The sequence below is a fragment of the Roseibacillus ishigakijimensis genome (assembly GCF_016595415.1).
GTDB classification, from domain to species: domain Bacteria; phylum Verrucomicrobiota; class Verrucomicrobiia; order Verrucomicrobiales; family Akkermansiaceae; genus Roseibacillus; species Roseibacillus ishigakijimensis.
The window spans coordinates 26477-41625 of sequence record NZ_JAENIO010000025.1 but is presented as its reverse complement, the minus strand read 5'-3'; the positions used below and the strand labels follow the sequence as shown (position 1 = coordinate 41625).

At 57.4% G+C, this 15149-nt stretch carries 18 protein-coding genes; 4 read left to right on the top strand and 14 right to left on the bottom strand.

Features of this window, described 5'->3' with window-relative positions:
• Positions 1–111: 111 nt before the first annotated feature.
• Together yidC and yidD are read right to left on the bottom strand one after the other, a co-directional pair.
• A complete protein-coding gene (gene yidC, locus JIN78_RS10670) occupies positions 112–2043 on the bottom strand; it encodes a membrane protein insertase YidC (RefSeq protein WP_200391952.1) in 1932 nt (643 codons plus the stop codon).
• Between the two features lie 4 nt (positions 2044–2047).
• A complete protein-coding gene (yidD, locus tag JIN78_RS10665; protein ID WP_200391951.1) occupies positions 2048–2434 on the bottom strand; it encodes a membrane protein insertion efficiency factor YidD in 387 nt (128 codons plus the stop codon).
• Positions 2435–2506: 72 nt separating this feature from the next.
• On the opposite strand from yidD, the gene JIN78_RS10660 reads away from it, so the two are divergent.
• From JIN78_RS10660 to dapA, 3 genes are read left to right on the top strand one after another with little or no spacing between them, the layout of a single operon-like run.
• Positions 2507–3247 (top strand): DUF937 domain-containing protein, encoded by a 741-nt coding sequence (locus JIN78_RS10660; protein WP_200391950.1) that lies wholly within the window; start codon positions 2507–2509, stop codon positions 3245–3247.
• Complete coding sequence (locus JIN78_RS10655) at positions 3228–3563, top strand: cupin domain-containing protein (RefSeq protein ID WP_200391949.1); 336 nt, start codon at positions 3228–3230, stop codon at positions 3561–3563. Before JIN78_RS10660 ends, JIN78_RS10655 begins: the two co-directional genes overlap by 20 nt.
• A gap of 28 nt (positions 3564–3591) precedes the next feature.
• The gene (dapA, locus tag JIN78_RS10650; RefSeq protein ID WP_234037928.1) at positions 3592–4488 is read left to right on the top strand and encodes a 4-hydroxy-tetrahydrodipicolinate synthase; all 897 of its coding nucleotides are present in this window, start codon (positions 3592–3594) and stop codon (positions 4486–4488) included.
• Positions 4489–4636: 148 nt separating this feature from the next.
• On the opposite strand, the gene atpC is transcribed toward dapA, so the two are convergent.
• The 12 genes from atpC to JIN78_RS10590 all read right to left on the bottom strand — a co-directional run bounded on the left by atpC (position 4637) and on the right by JIN78_RS10590 (position 14468).
• Positions 4637–5056, bottom strand: coding sequence for an ATP synthase F1 subunit epsilon (gene atpC / locus JIN78_RS10645; protein ID WP_200391948.1), 420 nt, complete (start codon positions 5054–5056; stop codon positions 4637–4639).
• Between the two features lie 38 nt (positions 5057–5094).
• Positions 5095–6558 carry a F0F1 ATP synthase subunit beta gene (atpD, locus tag JIN78_RS10640; protein ID WP_200391947.1) on the bottom strand — a complete coding sequence of 488 codons (1464 nt, stop codon included), beginning with the start codon at positions 6556–6558 and terminating at the stop codon, positions 5095–5097.
• 70 nt (positions 6559–6628) lie between these two features.
• Positions 6629–7528, bottom strand: coding sequence for an ATP synthase F1 subunit gamma (gene atpG, locus JIN78_RS10635; protein WP_200391946.1), 900 nt, complete (start codon positions 7526–7528; stop codon positions 6629–6631).
• 92 nt (positions 7529–7620) lie between these two features.
• Positions 7621–9162, bottom strand: coding sequence for a F0F1 ATP synthase subunit alpha (gene atpA / locus JIN78_RS10630; RefSeq protein ID WP_200391945.1), 1542 nt, complete (start codon positions 9160–9162; stop codon positions 7621–7623).
• Between the two features lie 25 nt (positions 9163–9187).
• Complete coding sequence (locus JIN78_RS10625) at positions 9188–9583, bottom strand: F0F1 ATP synthase subunit delta (RefSeq protein WP_200391944.1); 396 nt, start codon at positions 9581–9583, stop codon at positions 9188–9190.
• A gap of 33 nt (positions 9584–9616) precedes the next feature.
• Complete coding sequence (atpF, locus tag JIN78_RS10620; RefSeq protein ID WP_200391943.1) at positions 9617–10159, bottom strand: F0F1 ATP synthase subunit B; 543 nt, start codon at positions 10157–10159, stop codon at positions 9617–9619.
• A 61-nt stretch (positions 10160–10220) separates the two neighbouring features.
• Positions 10221–10481 carry a hypothetical protein gene (locus JIN78_RS10615; RefSeq protein WP_307832995.1) on the bottom strand — a complete coding sequence of 87 codons (261 nt, stop codon included), beginning with the start codon at positions 10479–10481 and terminating at the stop codon, positions 10221–10223.
• 39 nt (positions 10482–10520) lie between these two features.
• Positions 10521–11423, bottom strand: coding sequence for a F0F1 ATP synthase subunit A (gene atpB / locus JIN78_RS10610; protein WP_200391942.1), 903 nt, complete (start codon positions 11421–11423; stop codon positions 10521–10523).
• A gap of 150 nt (positions 11424–11573) precedes the next feature.
• Positions 11574–12167, bottom strand: a complete 594-nt coding sequence (gene msrB, locus JIN78_RS10605) for a peptide-methionine (R)-S-oxide reductase MsrB (RefSeq protein ID WP_234037927.1) — start codon at positions 12165–12167, stop codon at positions 11574–11576.
• 78 nt (positions 12168–12245) lie between these two features.
• Positions 12246–13043, bottom strand: a complete 798-nt coding sequence (locus tag JIN78_RS10600) for an MlaE family ABC transporter permease (protein WP_307832994.1) — start codon at positions 13041–13043, stop codon at positions 12246–12248.
• Between the two features lie 97 nt (positions 13044–13140).
• On the bottom strand, positions 13141–13488 hold the full coding sequence (locus tag JIN78_RS10595; protein WP_377174523.1) for an HU family DNA-binding protein: 348 nt from the start codon (positions 13486–13488) through the stop codon (positions 13141–13143).
• A gap of 194 nt (positions 13489–13682) precedes the next feature.
• Positions 13683–14468: a DUF1287 domain-containing protein gene (locus JIN78_RS10590; RefSeq protein WP_200391941.1), complete on the bottom strand. Its 786-nt coding sequence runs from the start codon at positions 14466–14468 to the stop codon at positions 13683–13685.
• A gap of 124 nt (positions 14469–14592) precedes the next feature.
• Here JIN78_RS10590 and JIN78_RS10585 point away from each other — a divergent pair, with 124 nt between their 5' ends.
• Positions 14593–15123 (top strand): DOMON domain-containing protein, encoded by a 531-nt coding sequence (locus JIN78_RS10585; RefSeq protein ID WP_200391940.1) that lies wholly within the window; start codon positions 14593–14595, stop codon positions 15121–15123.
• Positions 15124–15149 lie beyond the last annotated feature (26 nt).

Sequence of the window (15149 nt, the reverse complement as noted above, 5' to 3'; positions counted from 1 at the left end):
GTGCACCCCCTTCGGGCCAGCCCCAAAACCACCCCTCTCCCCTTCGCGTCTCCGCGCCTTCGCGGTTCAAAAACCTCCGCGCGCCCTCACCAACCCCTACGGCGGCTCCCTTCACCCGCCGGTCTTAGGACCCCGGGGCTTCTTGGGCTTCTGCGTCGGCTGGGCATTGGATGCACCGGGGCGTTTGCCTTCCTTCTGCATCCGCTGCGCTTCCTCCGCCTTTTCGGCCATCTTTTCCATGAAGGATTTCCGGCCGGGCTTGCGCTTCTTGAGGTCCACCTCGGGCTGACGCTGCATCCACCAGGTTTGCCCGATGGAGAAAATGTTCTGCGCCGTCCAATACAACGCGAGAGCGGAAGCGAAGTTGTAACAGAAGAAGAAGAACATGAAGGGCATCAACATGAAGATGCGCCGCTGCATGGCGTCCCCGGTCTTGGGGGTAAGCTGCATCTGGATGAACATGGTGGCCATCATGAGAAGGGGCAGCAGATTGATGGGCACCGGATTCCCCAGGAAGGGCAGGCCGAAGGGCAATTCGGCCACGGTATCAGGCAATGACAAGTCATCCACCCACATGAACTGCGCCCCCCGCAGCTCCACTGCCGAGCGCAGCATGGAGTAGAAGCCGAAGAAAATGGGAATCTGGGCAAACATGGGCAAGCAGCCGCCGACCGGATTGATCTCATACTCCTTGTAGAGCTTCATGGTCTCGGTCTGCACCTTCTGCGGATCATCGGGATACTTTTCCTTCAGCTCCGCCATCATGGGCTGGAGCTTGGACATCCGCTTCATGGTCTTGGTGGAGGCATTGTGCAGCGGCCAGATGATGACCCGGATGGTGAAGGTGACGAGAATGATGGCAAAACCCCAAGCCCACTTGTCGGAAATCTTGGAGAAAAGAGAGTCGTGGTAGAAATTCAGCAGCCAGTTGAGCGGACGGCTGATGAAGGAGAACATGCCGTAATGCATGACATCGCCGCGGCCCTCGCCCAGCTGGCGAACAATCTTGTTGTCCTTGGGCCCCATGAAAATTTCGTAGGAAATGATTTCCACTTCGCCGGGGCTGAGAACTTCATCCGGCAAGGACCAGGCCATGCTCACGAAGCGTTTCTTGCCGCCACCGGCATTGCGTTCCAAATCAAACTCGGGGGCCTTGGCCCAGATGGTGGCATCGGTCGGCTTCTTCTTGCCCACCAGAGTGGCAAAAAACTGGTTGGAAACCCCGGCATACTCGACGTCTTCCACAAACTTCTCGTAGCGTGCGCGGGGTCCGCGAAAGAAGCCCTTCCCGAACCAAGTGGTGCCCTCGAAGCGTAGCCCGCCATCATAGACGAAAAAGCCGGTGCCCCGCACCTCTTCGCCCTTGTAGAGAGGGCCCGCCGAACCGGCATGGATACCGTAGCTCTTGAGCACCACATTGCCGGTCTCATTGCTGTTTTTGAGCAAAATCTTGAGATCGACCAGATACTGCCCGGCCTCTTTGTCACTCTCCACCAGGGTCCAGGTCTTGGCCACGGTCAGGCCATCGGGAGTGGTGGCCCCATAGGTCACGCTCCGCTCGCTTTCCTTGGTTTTGAGGTAGGTGAGCCCGAGATGGCCGTCGATCCCGCCCTTCACCAGCGCGCCCACCGCCGTGTCGCCGTAGCGGTTGAGGTGGACCTTGCCGGGATTGGCGAGGTCTTTCTCGGAAAGATTCTTGCGCTCGGAAGAAACCACCACCGCGTCCTGGTCCTTGAACTCAGCGTATTTGATGCCACCCCCTTTGTTGGTGAAGACGAAGGTCACCTTCTCGGTTTCCAGGCGGAATTCTTCTTCGGGAGCATCCGGGGTGACCGCTTCCTCCTGCGCCGCAGTGGCGGCCTCACCCGCTTCCCCTTCCGGGACCGGCACATTGGCCTCCGCCTCTTTCTTCCGCTGTTCGGCCAGTTCCCGCTTCGCGGCCTGCTTCTCCAGAAAGTCCTTTCGCTCGATGCTGCTGTAATAGAGATGGGCTGCGAATAGAATTCCGCAGATTAAGAGGCCGATGATTCCCTTGCGATCCATAATATCAGTCCGTTGAGCCGTCAGACGGTTGTGCCTCTCCTTTGGCGGAGTGTCCTGTCGGCGGGACGGGGTCATAACCACAGGCACCCCATGGATGACAGCGCAAAATCCGTTTTATCCCCATCCAGGCTCCTTTTCTACTGCCATGGGTCTCCACCGCTTCCAAAAAATAGGCGGAACAAGAGGGCTCGAAGCGGCAACTGCCCTGCCCGCCACTGGCCCAGTGGAGAAACGGGCGCACCAAGAGGCGATAGCCATGGACCAGAGCTTTGAGAATGATTTTCACGAAGGAAAGAGGAGTATGGAAGGCGACCCCGCTCTTGGCGAGGCTGGATGGAATGATTGATGGCGGGGAGCCCTCCCGCTCACTGCCCACGGCTAAAGTGGCCATTTTTCCCTTTCCAGACCGGAAAATCGTTCGACGAACGTCCCGCCGGGCCCTAAGAAAACCCTTCCCAAATCCATGAGCCTTCTCGCCACTGCCCGCACGCAAATCAACGCCGAGACCTTGCCCGCCTTTCCCGAGAAGATTGGCGTGGCCGACTCGATTTCCGCTCCTCTAATCGCAGAGTCTCTTTCCACCCTCTTTGCCATTTTCAAGGAGGCGGCCGAAAACCCCGAGAAAGCGGCTATCTTGCAGGACTTCCTTGCCCAAACGGACACCGATATCCTCGACGGCCCCGGCGAGACTCTGGAGCAATACGGAGAAGAGCTCAAGCGCTCGGGAAAGAGCGGATTAGCAAAGCTGCTGGGCCCCCAACTCACCGACTACATTGCCCCGCTGGCCCAATCCACCGGAGCCGGTGAAGGCAAGGTCGCCAGTGCGCTGGGCACCTTGGCTCCCTTTGCCCTCGCCATTCTTGCGAAACAAACCCAGCAAGCCTCGGAAGTCCCTGCCCTCCTCGCTGAGGACGACCTCGTCGCCGCCCCCTCCGCCCGCCAGGAGCCCCCCAAAGAACCTGCTGCGGAGAAATCCTATCTCCCCGATCCCAACAAAAAACGGGAGCGCCGCCCCTTCCCCAAGCGCCGGGCCATCGCCCTCCTCCTCATCCTCGCTCTCGTGGCCGCCCTTCTCTTCTGGCTCGTCAACAGCGGCATCATTCCCCTCCCCCAGTCTGCAGAACCCGTGCAAACCACCGCCCTTCCGCTCGAAGAAGACTGGGTCATGATCACCGACTGGAGCCATGATCATTACCTCGCCTGACCTTCCGTGGGCCGGGGTCTCCCACAATGAAGCCCTCCGCAAGCAGGTCTACCTCGGCCAGGGAGAGGTCCCCCGCGTCACCCAGTTCGCGCGGTCGGTCTTTCCCCCCGGAGAAGTGGCCCCCGGTCATTCCCATCCCGACATGTGGGAAGTCTTTCTCGTCACCCGAGGCACTCTCACCGTCGAGGTCGATGGCCAGCGCCACGAGCTTGCCACTGGTTCGACCATCACCCTGGCCCCGGGAGAGCACCACGAGCTGCGCAACGAAAAGGACGAAGACCTGGAATTGACCTACTTCGGCATCTTGCAGGATTAGAAATACCACGCTTGCCCCGGGCGAAAAAATGAGAGACAAGCGGCGCATGTTCGAAGGCACCTACACCGCTCTGATCACCCCCTTTCGCGATGGCACCGTTGACTACGACGCCTTCCGCGCCCTCATCGATCGTCAGGCTACCGCAGGCATCACCGGGATTGTCCCCGTAGGCACCACCGGGGAATCCCCCACCGTCACCACCGAGGAGCACCTGGAGATCATCCGAGTCGCCATCGAGCACACCGCCGGCCGCATGAAGGTGGTCGCTGGCACCGGAGCCAATGCCACCGCCGAGGCGATTCACCTGACCCAAGCCGCCGAAGAAATGGGTGCCGACGGCTCTCTCCAAGTCTGCCCCTACTACAACAAGCCCTCCCAGGAAGGCCTCTATCAGCATTACAAGGCGGTAGCGGATGCCACCAAGCTGCCCATCATGCTCTACTCCGTGCCGGGTCGCTCGTCGGTGGCCATCGCCCCGCAAACCGCCGCCCGCTTGGCAGCCGATTGCGAGAACATTATTTCCCTCAAGGAAGCAGGAGGCTCCGTGGATCGTATCAATCAGCTTGTGCAGGCCGTGCCCGCTGGCTTCGAGCTTCTCTCGGGTGACGATCCCCTGACTCTACCCTTCATGTCCTGTGGGGCCGTAGGCCTCGTCTCGGTGGCCGCCAACATCATCCCCGAAGTGATGGTGCGCCTCGTCAACGCCTGCCGCGAAGGTGACTACGCGCAAGCCCTCTCCCTCCAGAAGAAATACTACCCGCTCTTCAACACCCTCATGACCCTCGACACCAACCCCGTGCCGGTGAAAAGCGCCGCCATCCTGATGGGTCATTGCGCGGACGAGCTCCGCCTGCCCCTCGTCGGCCTCAACGGGAAGAAAACCGAGACCCTCAAGAAGGTCCTCGCCGACTTCGAGCTTTTCTAAGCGCGGGCTGGTCCCTTCAGACCCCATCCACCGCAAAAGGAGGCCCGTCGGCCTCCTTTTTTGTTCCGGCCAAGAAGCTTCCGCATAAAAAAAGAGCACCTCCAAGGTGCTCTTTCTTTGTCAAAAGGAATGAGGTGAAAAGTCGGAATCAGTTGGATGAGTTCCGACGCTTTCTCTTGAGCGCGAGCTGAGCCATCGCCGAAGCAATGACCTTCTGCTGGGCCGCGTGCTCTTCCGCCTCCTTGGGATCGATTTCCTCCAGAGTCTTCTGAGCCCGTTCAAGAGCTTCGGCCACCTTGTCTTCATCGATCTGGTCCTCGGCGAAGGCCACATCGGTCAGCACGGTGACCTTCTCCTGGGTCACTTCTGCAAAACCATGGCCAATGGCCAGCTCGACCACTTCGCCCCCCTTGGCGTAACGCAATTCACCAGCGTCCAAAGCGGAAACGAGAGCAGCGTGAGATTCCAGAATCCCCATTTCCCCATCCGTGCCAGGCAGATAGACATTGTCCACGGTGTCGGAAAAGACTTTCCGCTCGGGGGTGACGATTTCGAGGTGCAGGGCCATGTTGAGCTATAAAGTGAGTTGATGAAGAGAGAGTTCGCTTAGGCCTTTTCGACGGAGTCGATGCCAGCCTTCATGTAGAAATTACCTTCCGGCACGCTGTCATGCTTGCCATCAAGAATTTCAGCGAAGCCTTTCACGGTATCTTCGATGGAGCAAAGAACGCCGGGCACGTTGGTGAAAATCTCGGCCACGTGGAAGGGCTGGGTGAGGAAACGCTGAATCTTACGCGCACGGAATACGGTGAGTTTGTCCTCGTCGGAAAGCTCGTCCATACCGAGAATGGCGATGATGTCCTGCAGGTCCTTGTAGCGTTGCAGGGTCTGCTGCACGCCCCGGGCCACGCGGTAGTGCTCTTCGCCCACAACCTCCGGCGCGAGGGCCTTGGAGGTGGAAGCGAGGGGATCCACCGCCGGGAAGAGAGCTTGCTCCGCGAGGGAACGCTCGAGAACCACGGTCGCATCAAGGTGAGCGAAGGTGTTGGCGGGCGCGGGGTCAGTCAAGTCATCCGCAGGAACGTAAACGGCCTGGATAGAAGTGATGGAACCCTTGTTGGTGGAAGTGATTCGCTCCTGAAGACCAGCCATTTCCTCGGAAAGAGTGGGCTGATAACCCACCGCGGAAGGAGTCCGGCCGAGAAGGGCGGACACCTCGGAACCAGCCTGCGAGAAACGGAAAATGTTGTCGACGAAGAGCAGAACGTCCTGACCGGCTTCGTCACGGAAGTGCTCGGCCATGGTGAGAGCGGAGAGAGCGACGCGGAGACGGGCACCGGGAGGCTCGTTCATCTGACCGTAGCAAAGAGCTACTTTGGAACCGTCCTTCAGCACGGGAGTGCCATCGGCATTGACCTTGGGATGACCGTTCTCATCCTTCTCAGTAGCGATAACGCCGGACTCGATCATCTCCCAGTAAAGGTCGTTACCCTCACGGGTCCGCTCACCCACCCCGGCGAAAACGGAGTAACCACCGTGCGCCTTGGCGATGTTGTTGATGAGCTCCATGATAACCACGGTCTTGCCCACACCCGCACCACCGAACATGCCGCCCTTACCCCCTTTGAGGAGAGGACAGATGAGGTCAATCACCTTAATTCCAGTTGGCAGAATCTCGGTCGCCGCCGACTGATCGGTCAGCACGGGAGCGGGACGGTGAATGGGAGAAGTCTGGTCAGGATTGGGGAGAGGCTTGTTCTCGTCGACCAGGTCGCCAGTGACGTTGAAGATACGTCCGAGCACTTGATCACCTACCGGCACCGCGATGGGCTTGCCAGTGTCAGTCAAAGTCATGCCACGCTTAAGGCCGTCGGAAGCGGACATCGCCACCGCACGCACCCAGCCATCACCGAGGTGCTGCTGGACTTCCAGGGTGAGAGTCACGTCACCCAAACCGGCATTATACTGCACTTCGAGGGCGTTATAGATGTCGGGCAACTTGCTTGCCTTTGAGAAGTCAGCATCAACGACGGCGCCGATGACTTGGACGATGGTTCCTTGGTTGCTCATGGTTGGAGAGTGTTGTTTTTGATCCGTTAAAAGTTAAAAAAGAGGTGAAAGATGAAGAAAAGGGAGCTGCTTATTCCATTGCCTTCATGGCGGTCGTGATTTCGAGAAGCTCGGCGGTAATGGCCGCCTGACGCGCCTTGTTATACTGCAAGGTGAGCTCTTTGGTCATCTTCTTGGCATTGTCGGTAGCCCCTTTCATCGCGACCATCCGGGCGGAGTGCTCGGAAGCGCGGGATTCGACAATCATTTGGTAAACCTGGAAGTTGACGAAGAGAGGAAGCAGGGCATCGAGCACTCCCTCCGAGCTGGGCTCGAAGAGGTAATCTTTCCCCAAAGCCGCCGCGTGATCGGTCTCCTTGACATCACCTTCCTTGCCCACACCTTCGTAATCCTGCTTTTCCCCGACGGTATCCGCATCGATGGGCAGAAGCTGAGTGACAGTTGGCTCCTGGGTCAGGGTCGAGACAAAGTTGGTGAAGGCGACCGTGATTTTGTCGTATTCCCCACTCAGGAACTTTTGCGTCAGGAAAGTGGCGATGGGCCGGGCGTCCACAAAGGGCACCGGGTCGGGAACTTCGAAGTCCGCCACGATGCTCGCGCCACTCTTGGAAAGTTGTTCCTTGAGCTTGCGGCCAACGGTGATGAACTCCGCGCCTTCGTTCACGCTGGCCCGAACCTTCTTCAACAAGTTGGTATTGAGCGGGCCGCAAAGCCCCTTGTCAGTGGAAATCACCAACACCAGCTCCTTGGTCCCTTCGCGTTGTTCCAAGAGAGGATGCGCTTCCTCGTCGACGTTCTCCTTCAAGTTCACCAGAACTTGATTGAGCAAATCGGCGTAGTCACGACCGGCGAGTGCCTGGTCCTGAGCTTTCTTCATCTTGGCCGCTGCCACCAGCTGCATGGCGCGGGTGATTTGAGCGGTGTTCTTAACCGACTTGATGCGTCGGCGAATATCACGAAGGTTGGCCATTTAAGTTTTCTAGTGTTTTAGTTTTCAGTTTTTCAGTCCGATTCAGTTTCTTAAAGCTAACAAACTGAACACTGACAAACTCGCAAACTTCATTACTTCCAGGAGCTCTTGAAGTCGGTGAGCGCCTGGTCGACTTTTTCTTTGAACTCCTTGTTCTTCTTGAGGTCGGGCTTGTCGTTACGGATTTCCGCCATCAAGTCAGCCTTCCGAGTCTTGAAGAATTCGCCCATGGCTTCCTGGCACTCCTTCACGCGCTCCACGTCGACATCATCGAAGTAGCCGTTCTGCATCGCGAAGAGGTAGATGCACTCCTCTTCCAAGGACAGGGGCGAGTATTGGTTCTGCTTGAAGAGTTCCACAATGCGCTGACCACGGTCGAGCTTGGCCTTGGTGCCAGCATCAAGGTCGGAGCCGAACTGAGCGAAGGCCTGCAATTCGCGGAACTGGGCCAAGTCGAGCTTGGTTGTTCCCGCCACCGACTTAATGGTCTTGGTCTGCGCGGCCGAACCCACCCGGGAGACCGAGAGACCCACGGAAATCGCGGGACGGATACCCTGATAGAAGAGGTCAGTTTCGAGGAAAATCTGACCGTCGGTGATGGAAATCACGTTGGTCGGAATGTAAGCAGACACGTCACCAGCCTGGGTCTCAATGATGGGCAGGGCGGTCAAGGAACCGCCACCAGCATTTTCCGAAAGACGGGCGGAGCGCTCGAGGAGGCGGGAGTGGAGGTAGAAAACGTCACCAGGGTAAGCCTCACGACCGGAGGGGCGACGCAGAATCAGGGAAACCTGACGGTAAGCCACCGCGTGCTTGGAAAGGTCATCAAAGACGATGAGCACGTCTTTACCTTGGTCCATCAAGTATTCGGCAATGGCGCAACCCGCGTAAGGAGCGAGGAACTGCATGGCAGCCGGATCGGAAGCGGAAGCGGAAACCACGGTGGTGTATTCCATTGCGCCCGCGTCCTCGAGAGTCTTGACCGTGCGGGAAACGTTGGAGAGCTTTTGGCCCACCGCGACATAGATACAGTAGAGAGGCTTGAAGTCCTTCAGCTCGCCACGCTCGGCGGCTTTGTTCTGCTGGGCCTGGGAAATGATGGTGTCGACTGCGATTGTGGTCTTACCAGTGGAACGGTCACCAATGATGAGCTCACGCTGACCGCGACCGATGGGAATCATGGCATCGATAGACATGATACCGGTCTGCACGGGAACGGAAACGGACTTCCGCTTAATGATGCCGGGAGCAATCTTCTCAAGAGGGTATTCGGCAGCGGCGTCAATCGCCCCTTTGCCATCGACGGGAGCACCGAGGGCGTCCACCACGCGGCCAAGGCAAGCCTCGCCAACCGGAACGGACAACAGTTTGCCGGTGGTCTTACACTCCATTCCCTCCGTCACCTTGGTGTAGTCACCAAGGAGAACGACCCCGACTTCCCCTTCCTCAAGGTTCATAGCGAGACCTTTCACGCCACCAGGGAATTCAATGGTTTCGTTCAGCATGACATCGCTGAGACCTTCCACTTTGGCCACCCCGTCACCAGCTTCGCGCACGATGCCGACATTGGATTTTTCCACGCCAGCCGAGACTTGCGAGATTTGCGATTCGAGTTCTTGGAGAATGCTGCTCATCGGATTGATTTATTGGAGATTGTGTTTACTGAAATACGGTTTCAAGGCGCTTGATGCGCGCGGCGACCGAACCATCGATGACGTCATCGCCGACTCGGATCTTCATCCCACCCATGAGGTCGGGATTGGTTCGGAATTCAAAATTGAGACCCTGGCCATATTGCTTGGTCAAGGAGTCGCGAACCTGCTGCTCGGTGGCGGGGTCGAGAAACTGGGCGCTCTCGACCACCACGCGGCTGCGGGCTTCTTCCCGACGAACCAAACGCGCGAGTCCTGCCAGAATCGCCCGGTAGTCACGGGGCTGATCTTCTACGAGCTTAGCGATTGCCTGGCGCATGCGATCTTCATCGATACGGCCCTCGGGAGAGCACAGGCGAAAAATGCGTCGCGCCGTGGTTTGAGCAGACTTGGAAATCTTCATCGCGATTGGTTCTTAAAAGAGAAGAAAAGGAGATTAGTTGGAGAGAGTCTTGAGGGACTCCTCGTTGATGCGACGCTGATCGTCGTCGTTGAGGACTTTGCCAGCCACCTGTGAAGTCGCAGCAGTGACGAGCTTGCCGAATTCAGTCTTCAGCTCGGACTTCATCTTCTCACGCTCAGCCTTGGCAGCCTCTTCGGCTTTGGCCAAAATAGCTTGGGCGGAGGCGGAGGCTTTCTGGGCTTCCTGCTCGCTGAGCTTGGCCGCGCTTTCCTTGGCCTCGTCAATCATGCGCTGGGCATCGGCATTGGCTTTGGCAATGGCTTCAGCAGTCTTCTTCTCGCTCTCAGCGAGTTGCCGCTCGATCTGGACAAGCTTCTCTTCGCCATCAGCAATGCGCTGCTTGCGCTCTTCCAACATGGCTTGGATGGGCCCGAAGGCGAACTTCTTGAGAACGAAGATAACAAGAAAGAAATTGATCACTTGAGCCACGAAGGAGGGCACCTTGAGACCAAAGGTCTTGGTCAGGTTTTCCCAGACTCCGGGTTCGACTTCGGCGGCGGCTAATAGGAGATTCATCGTGGATTAAGAGTGAAAAATTGCCGCCGGACCTGAAGTCCGGCGGACTTTGTAAGATCATTTAGACTGCGAAGGCAGAAAGAATGAAGACACCCTCAATAAGGGCGGCCAAAATAATGGAAAGAACGAGGATGGGAGTAGCAGCACCGGGGTTACGGCCAGTTGCTTCAGCCGCCTTGGAACCAAGAAGGCCGATGCCGAGACCCGCGCCAACAGCGGCGAGAGCGGCAACAAAGAACTTGTTGGCTTCGAAGGCTGCGATCACCAATGGGAGCATTTCGATTGTCATGTTTGTATCTGTTTTTTGTTGGTTGAACGACACTCCCACAGTCTTGCCATGGTCAAGCGCCGAAAGGGGTCATTAGTGAGCCTCGTCGTGGTCATCACCGTGATCGTGGTCACAGATGAGACGGAGGAAAATCGCACTGAGAAGAGTGAAGACGAGCGCCTGAATGAGACCGACGAGCAACTCGACGAACATAAAGGGCAACGCGGGCAGGAAACGCAACAAGTCTAAACCTTCAGGAATAAGCGCCATGAGAGACTCCAAGGTCTGCTCACCACCGTAGATGTTACCAAAGAGACGGAAACTGAGAGCGACGGGACGGATGGCAATGGAAACCATCTCCAAGACCCCCACAAAGAGGAAAATGGGCACCATCATGATGAGCATGAGCCCGCCGAAATCGCCCTTGGGCGCGAAAATGTGGTCAAAGAACCCTTTCACTCCGTTTTCGGTGATGGCCCAGTAGAACCAAAGAATGGCGAAGGTGAAGGCCATGGCCGCGGTCAAGTTCAAGTCGGCATTGGCCCCCCGCAGGAAAGGACGCCAGACAGGCTCGGAAAGATTTTCGCCGGTGCCATACATGCCAACCGTGCCCACACCCGGGAAGAGCCCGAGGTAGTTATTGACCAGAATGAAGACAAAAACGGAACCGAAGAACCAGAAGGTGCGCTTGATAAGATGCTCACCAAGAATGTTGCCGAAGAAGTCGTAGATACTCTCGACCACCCATTCCGCGAAGTTCTGGAAGCCTGCCGGAATCATCTTCATCTCCTTGGTCGCCGCCTTGGCGAAAAGAACGATGAGACCAACCGCAATCCAGCACATCAGGATGGAATTGGAAACTGGGCCCAGAATCTGCTCAGCATTGAGCGGCATTTTGTGATGACCACCACCCTCGGCGGCGGATGCGATACCGCCGGTGGCCAAGAGGCCAAGAGCGGTCAGAGAAATGCGGGAGAAGTAGGTTGAAAAATTCACGGTGTTGCGGTGCCGACTGCGATTCGAATAAGGATTGTCGAATCGGGGGTCAAGGCTACTTTGTGAAAAATTTCACAAAGTCCGCAATCGACCGCTAAAAATCGTCAAACGGCCCTGGGGCCAGACGGGCTGTTTGACAGCAGAAGCTGCTTACTTGGAGTCTTTTGACTCACTTTCAGGCTCTTCTTCAGCCTTTTTCTCGGCGACTTCACGGGGAACGAAGCGGAGGACGGAGCCATTGATGCAGTAGCGTTGGTCGGTGGGGGTGTCGAAGCCCTCGCCCTCGAAGACATGGCCGAGGTGGCCGTCGCAATGAGCACACCGCACTTCAGTGCGGACCATGCCCCCACTGAGGTCGGTCACGGTCTTGACATGCTCCGAATCCGCTGGGTCGTAAAAAGAGGGCCACCCGCAATGGGAATCGAACTTTTCATTGGAGGTGAAAAGCTCGGTATTGCAGCCGACGCAGACGTAAGTTCCCGCCCCCTGCTCTTTGAATTCCTTGTATACCTGACCAAATGCCCGTTCGGTGCCCGCCTCACGCAGGATGCGGTATTGCTCGGGGGTCAGTTCCTTTTTCCATTCTTCCTCTGTTTTCACAACTTTTTGTTTCGGTGCTTCCGGTGCTTCTTTGGCCACTTCCATCGCGGGCCCTTTGCTGGCCAACTGCTGGCTGAGGGCCAGGCTGGCGAGAACAAGACTGCAGGCCACGGCGCAAGTGGTCAGAATTTTTGATGCATTCATGTCAGTAATAGGAGCGGGATAGGTAGAAGGTTATTCCCCGGCGGGCTTCTCGTCAAACGTCCGATCCGGGGCGGGCCTTCAGGAGGTGACAATTCCCAAGGGAAAAATGAGCTGCATGAGCATGGAGAGAAGGAAATTGGCCACGAGGATAGCGAGGGAGGAATAGACCATGGCCCGGGTCGTCCCCTTGCCCACTCCCACCGCGCCATTGCTGGCTTGCAAGCCCTGGTGGCAGGAAATGATGACGATGAGGAGCCCGAAGGCTCCGCCCTTGATGAGAGCCACCGAGACATCGGCGAGGGATGAATACTGCCGCACATTCTTCCACCAATCGGCCTCTTCGACATGGAACAAAGGCACCCCAATCAGGTAAGAGGCCAGAATGCCGCAGACCACCGACTGCACGAGGAGGAGCGGGATGGAGACAAACATGGCCAAAAAGCGCGGGGTGACGAGGTAGTCAATGGGATGAACCGCCATCGAGCGCAGGGCATCGATTTGCTCGGTGACGCGCATGGTCCCAATCTCGGCCGCCATGGATGAGCCCACTCGCCCGGCCAACATGAGCCCGGTGATCACGGGACCGAGTTCCCGCAGCATGGCCGCGCTCACCAGGCCCCCGGCGAGGGTCTCCATCCCCACCAGTTTGAACTGGAAGAGCGCTTGCGCGGCCAAAACCGCACCCGTGAAGGCTCCCGTGATCACGACCACGGGCTGCGAGCGAAATCCAATTTCGGCAATCTGCCGATAGAACTGGGGCCAGCGCAGCCGACCGCGCCACAGGGACTCGGCCACCTCCCCCACCAGAAAAGCCAGCTCGCCCAAGTAGCGGCAAAAGGCCAAGAACAAGTCGCCCAGCTGCGCGAGAATTTTCACCCCCCCACTTCGACCCTTTTTCCCTCTCCCCGCAAATAAAAAAACCCCGGTGGGCCAAGACCACACCGGGGAAGACTCAAAAAATTCCTGGGGGATTTTAGAGAGAGGCTTTCAACGTGGAGGAAGGCTTGAAGCCAACAGACTTGGAAGCCTTGATCTTCATCGCTTCTCCAGTTTTGGGGTTACGACCCATACGCTCAGCCCGCTTTTTGACCTCGAAAGTGCCAAAACCGATGATCTGAACTTTTTCGTCCTTTTTCACACCTTTGGCGATCGCATCAAGAACGGCCGCGACAGACTCTTCGGCCTGACGCTTGGTTGCTTCGGATCCCAATTCCTTTTGGACTGCTTCAATGAGTTCTGCTTTGTTCATAGCCCCCTCTTTCTGCGCAAGAATGCGAGGCTTGGCAAAGCTAAAGTCGATCTTCCCGAGCCTTTGTGTCATATGGATTTCAGCTTGCTTTCCAACCGCTTTCCTGCCTCTCCCCATCTGAACGACCCTCCAATCTACAAGCACTCGGACCTGTTAGAATCTGTTAGATTTTCGAGTCGGCAAAAATCGTGGTGATTTGCAAGAATCCTCCCAGGCGTCTGGTGACGCGACCGGGCTGAGGGAATCCCCCTTGAGAAGAGACGGACTCAAGGCATGGGAAGCTCGCCCTCGGCATCCACATCGACCAACAGACTCTCCGGGATGTAGCGGTAGTGCCCGATGATGGGGTAAGAGAAGAGCTCATTCTCCCAACGCGGACCGGAACCATTGTTGTGCACGACCCACTTTTCGTCCGACAGCTTGCCGGGTCCCGGCACTACGATTCCGATATGGCCTGCCCGCTGGGGCGACTGCTCGGGGAGATGCCAGACCACGATATCGCCGATATCATAGTCGTCGGAAGAGTTGGACGGCGGAATGGATTCGCCAAACCGAACAAAGAAGCGCTGCAGATTGGGAGTGCGGCGATGGTCGATGTTGGGATCGGGTCCGGACATGCCCCAGTAGCGGGGATACTCCCGGAAATTTTCCGACATATCATCGTTGAGCAGCAGCTGCAGGTCCGTGCCCAAGGCCCGGTAGGAGCGGATGATGACATCCTCAGCCTTGCCGCGATCAGCGGGAATATCGCCATTGGGAAAGTCAATCACCCGGTAGGTGAGGTCATAAACCACTTCGGCTTGCGTCCGGGCCAAGGCGGCTTTGGCCAGCTTCGCGCCAAATGTGCCCATCTTGTCCAACTGGCGACCGGCCGCTTCTAGAGTCGTGGCATTGGGCTCGCTTTGCTGGGCCTGCACCAGCTGGAAAAAAGGCCGGGCAAGCAAGAAGGCCAATAAAGCCGCAAATCCGATCAAAAGCCATCCCCCTGCGCCACTGCGGGGTTTCTTGACAGTCGGGGCTGGCCCGATATATTCGATAGGCTTGAGTTTCACCGATATTTGCTACAACTTTCTTAACGGAGCTTAGAGGACTGTCTTTCGACGCACCACCCTTTTTTTGGATTCCATAGAGAATATTTCGCCCGTTTTTGTCATAATCCTGCTACTCATTCCCTCCATGCAGCAACAATCGCGCCATCGCCTCGCTTCTGATTGGTTCGGAGCCGCCCTTTCTCCCCCGCTGACTCTGGTTCTGCGCATTTCCGAAGAAGGTTTTCACTTCTCAGCCAGCCGGGAGGCCGGGGCCCGGTGTCATCCCGAGGCTCGCGAAGGACGCTTCGTCCCGGAACTGTGGCGTCATGACGTGGTCGAGCTCTTCCTGGCTCCCGCCGGCACGCGACGATATCTCGAAGTCAACCTGAGCCCTAACGGAGCTTGGTGGGCGCAATGGTTCCGGGGCGTGCGGGAGCCCGCTGAAAAGGAGGGCGATTTTTCCGGGATCCAAGCGGAAGGCTCGCCAACCGCAGAAGCTTGGCAGGCTTCCCTTTTTCTTCCCCATCAGATTTTCGGCGACCAACCCCCAACCCATTTCAATCTGACGGCCATTCTCGACTCTCCCCAGCAGCGATTTTTCACCGTTGCCCCCCTGCCGGGTCGGGAGCCGGATTTTCACCAGCCCGGCCATTTCCTGCCTCTGCAGCCCGCCTGATGGCTCTTGCCTCCCGGGCGACTTTC

Excerpts from the sequence above, each read along its gene's own strand:
- JIN78_RS10585 (WP_200391940.1), top strand. The coding sequence starts at position 14,593 with ATGCAGCAACAATCGCGCCATCGCCTCGCTTCTGATTGGTTCGGAGCC.
- JIN78_RS10625 (WP_200391944.1), bottom strand. The coding sequence starts at position 9,583 with ATGAAGATTTCCAAGTCTGCTCAAACCACGGCGCGACGCATTTTTCGC.
- JIN78_RS10595 (WP_377174523.1), bottom strand. The coding sequence starts at position 13,488 with ATGACACAAAGGCTCGGGAAGATCGACTTTAGCTTTGCCAAGCCTCGC.
- atpG (WP_200391946.1), bottom strand. The coding sequence starts at position 7,528 with ATGGCCAACCTTCGTGATATTCGCCGACGCATCAAGTCGGTTAAGAAC.
- JIN78_RS10655 (WP_200391949.1), top strand. The coding sequence starts at position 3,228 with ATGATCATTACCTCGCCTGACCTTCCGTGGGCCGGGGTCTCCCACAAT.
- atpD (WP_200391947.1), bottom strand. The coding sequence starts at position 6,558 with ATGAGCAACCAAGGAACCATCGTCCAAGTCATCGGCGCCGTCGTTGAT.
- atpA (WP_200391945.1), bottom strand. The coding sequence starts at position 9,162 with ATGAGCAGCATTCTCCAAGAACTCGAATCGCAAATCTCGCAAGTCTCG.
- atpC (WP_200391948.1), bottom strand. The coding sequence starts at position 5,056 with ATGGCCCTGCACCTCGAAATCGTCACCCCCGAGCGGAAAGTCTTTTCC.
- yidD (WP_200391951.1), bottom strand. The coding sequence starts at position 2,434 with ATGGCCACTTTAGCCGTGGGCAGTGAGCGGGAGGGCTCCCCGCCATCA.
- atpF (WP_200391943.1), bottom strand. The coding sequence starts at position 10,159 with ATGAATCTCCTATTAGCCGCCGCCGAAGTCGAACCCGGAGTCTGGGAA.
- dapA (WP_234037928.1), top strand. The coding sequence starts at position 3,592 with ATGAGAGACAAGCGGCGCATGTTCGAAGGCACCTACACCGCTCTGATC.
- msrB (WP_234037927.1), bottom strand. The coding sequence starts at position 12,167 with ATGAATGCATCAAAAATTCTGACCACTTGCGCCGTGGCCTGCAGTCTT.
- JIN78_RS10660 (WP_200391950.1), top strand. The coding sequence starts at position 2,507 with ATGAGCCTTCTCGCCACTGCCCGCACGCAAATCAACGCCGAGACCTTG.
- yidC (WP_200391952.1), bottom strand. The coding sequence starts at position 2,043 with ATGGATCGCAAGGGAATCATCGGCCTCTTAATCTGCGGAATTCTATTC.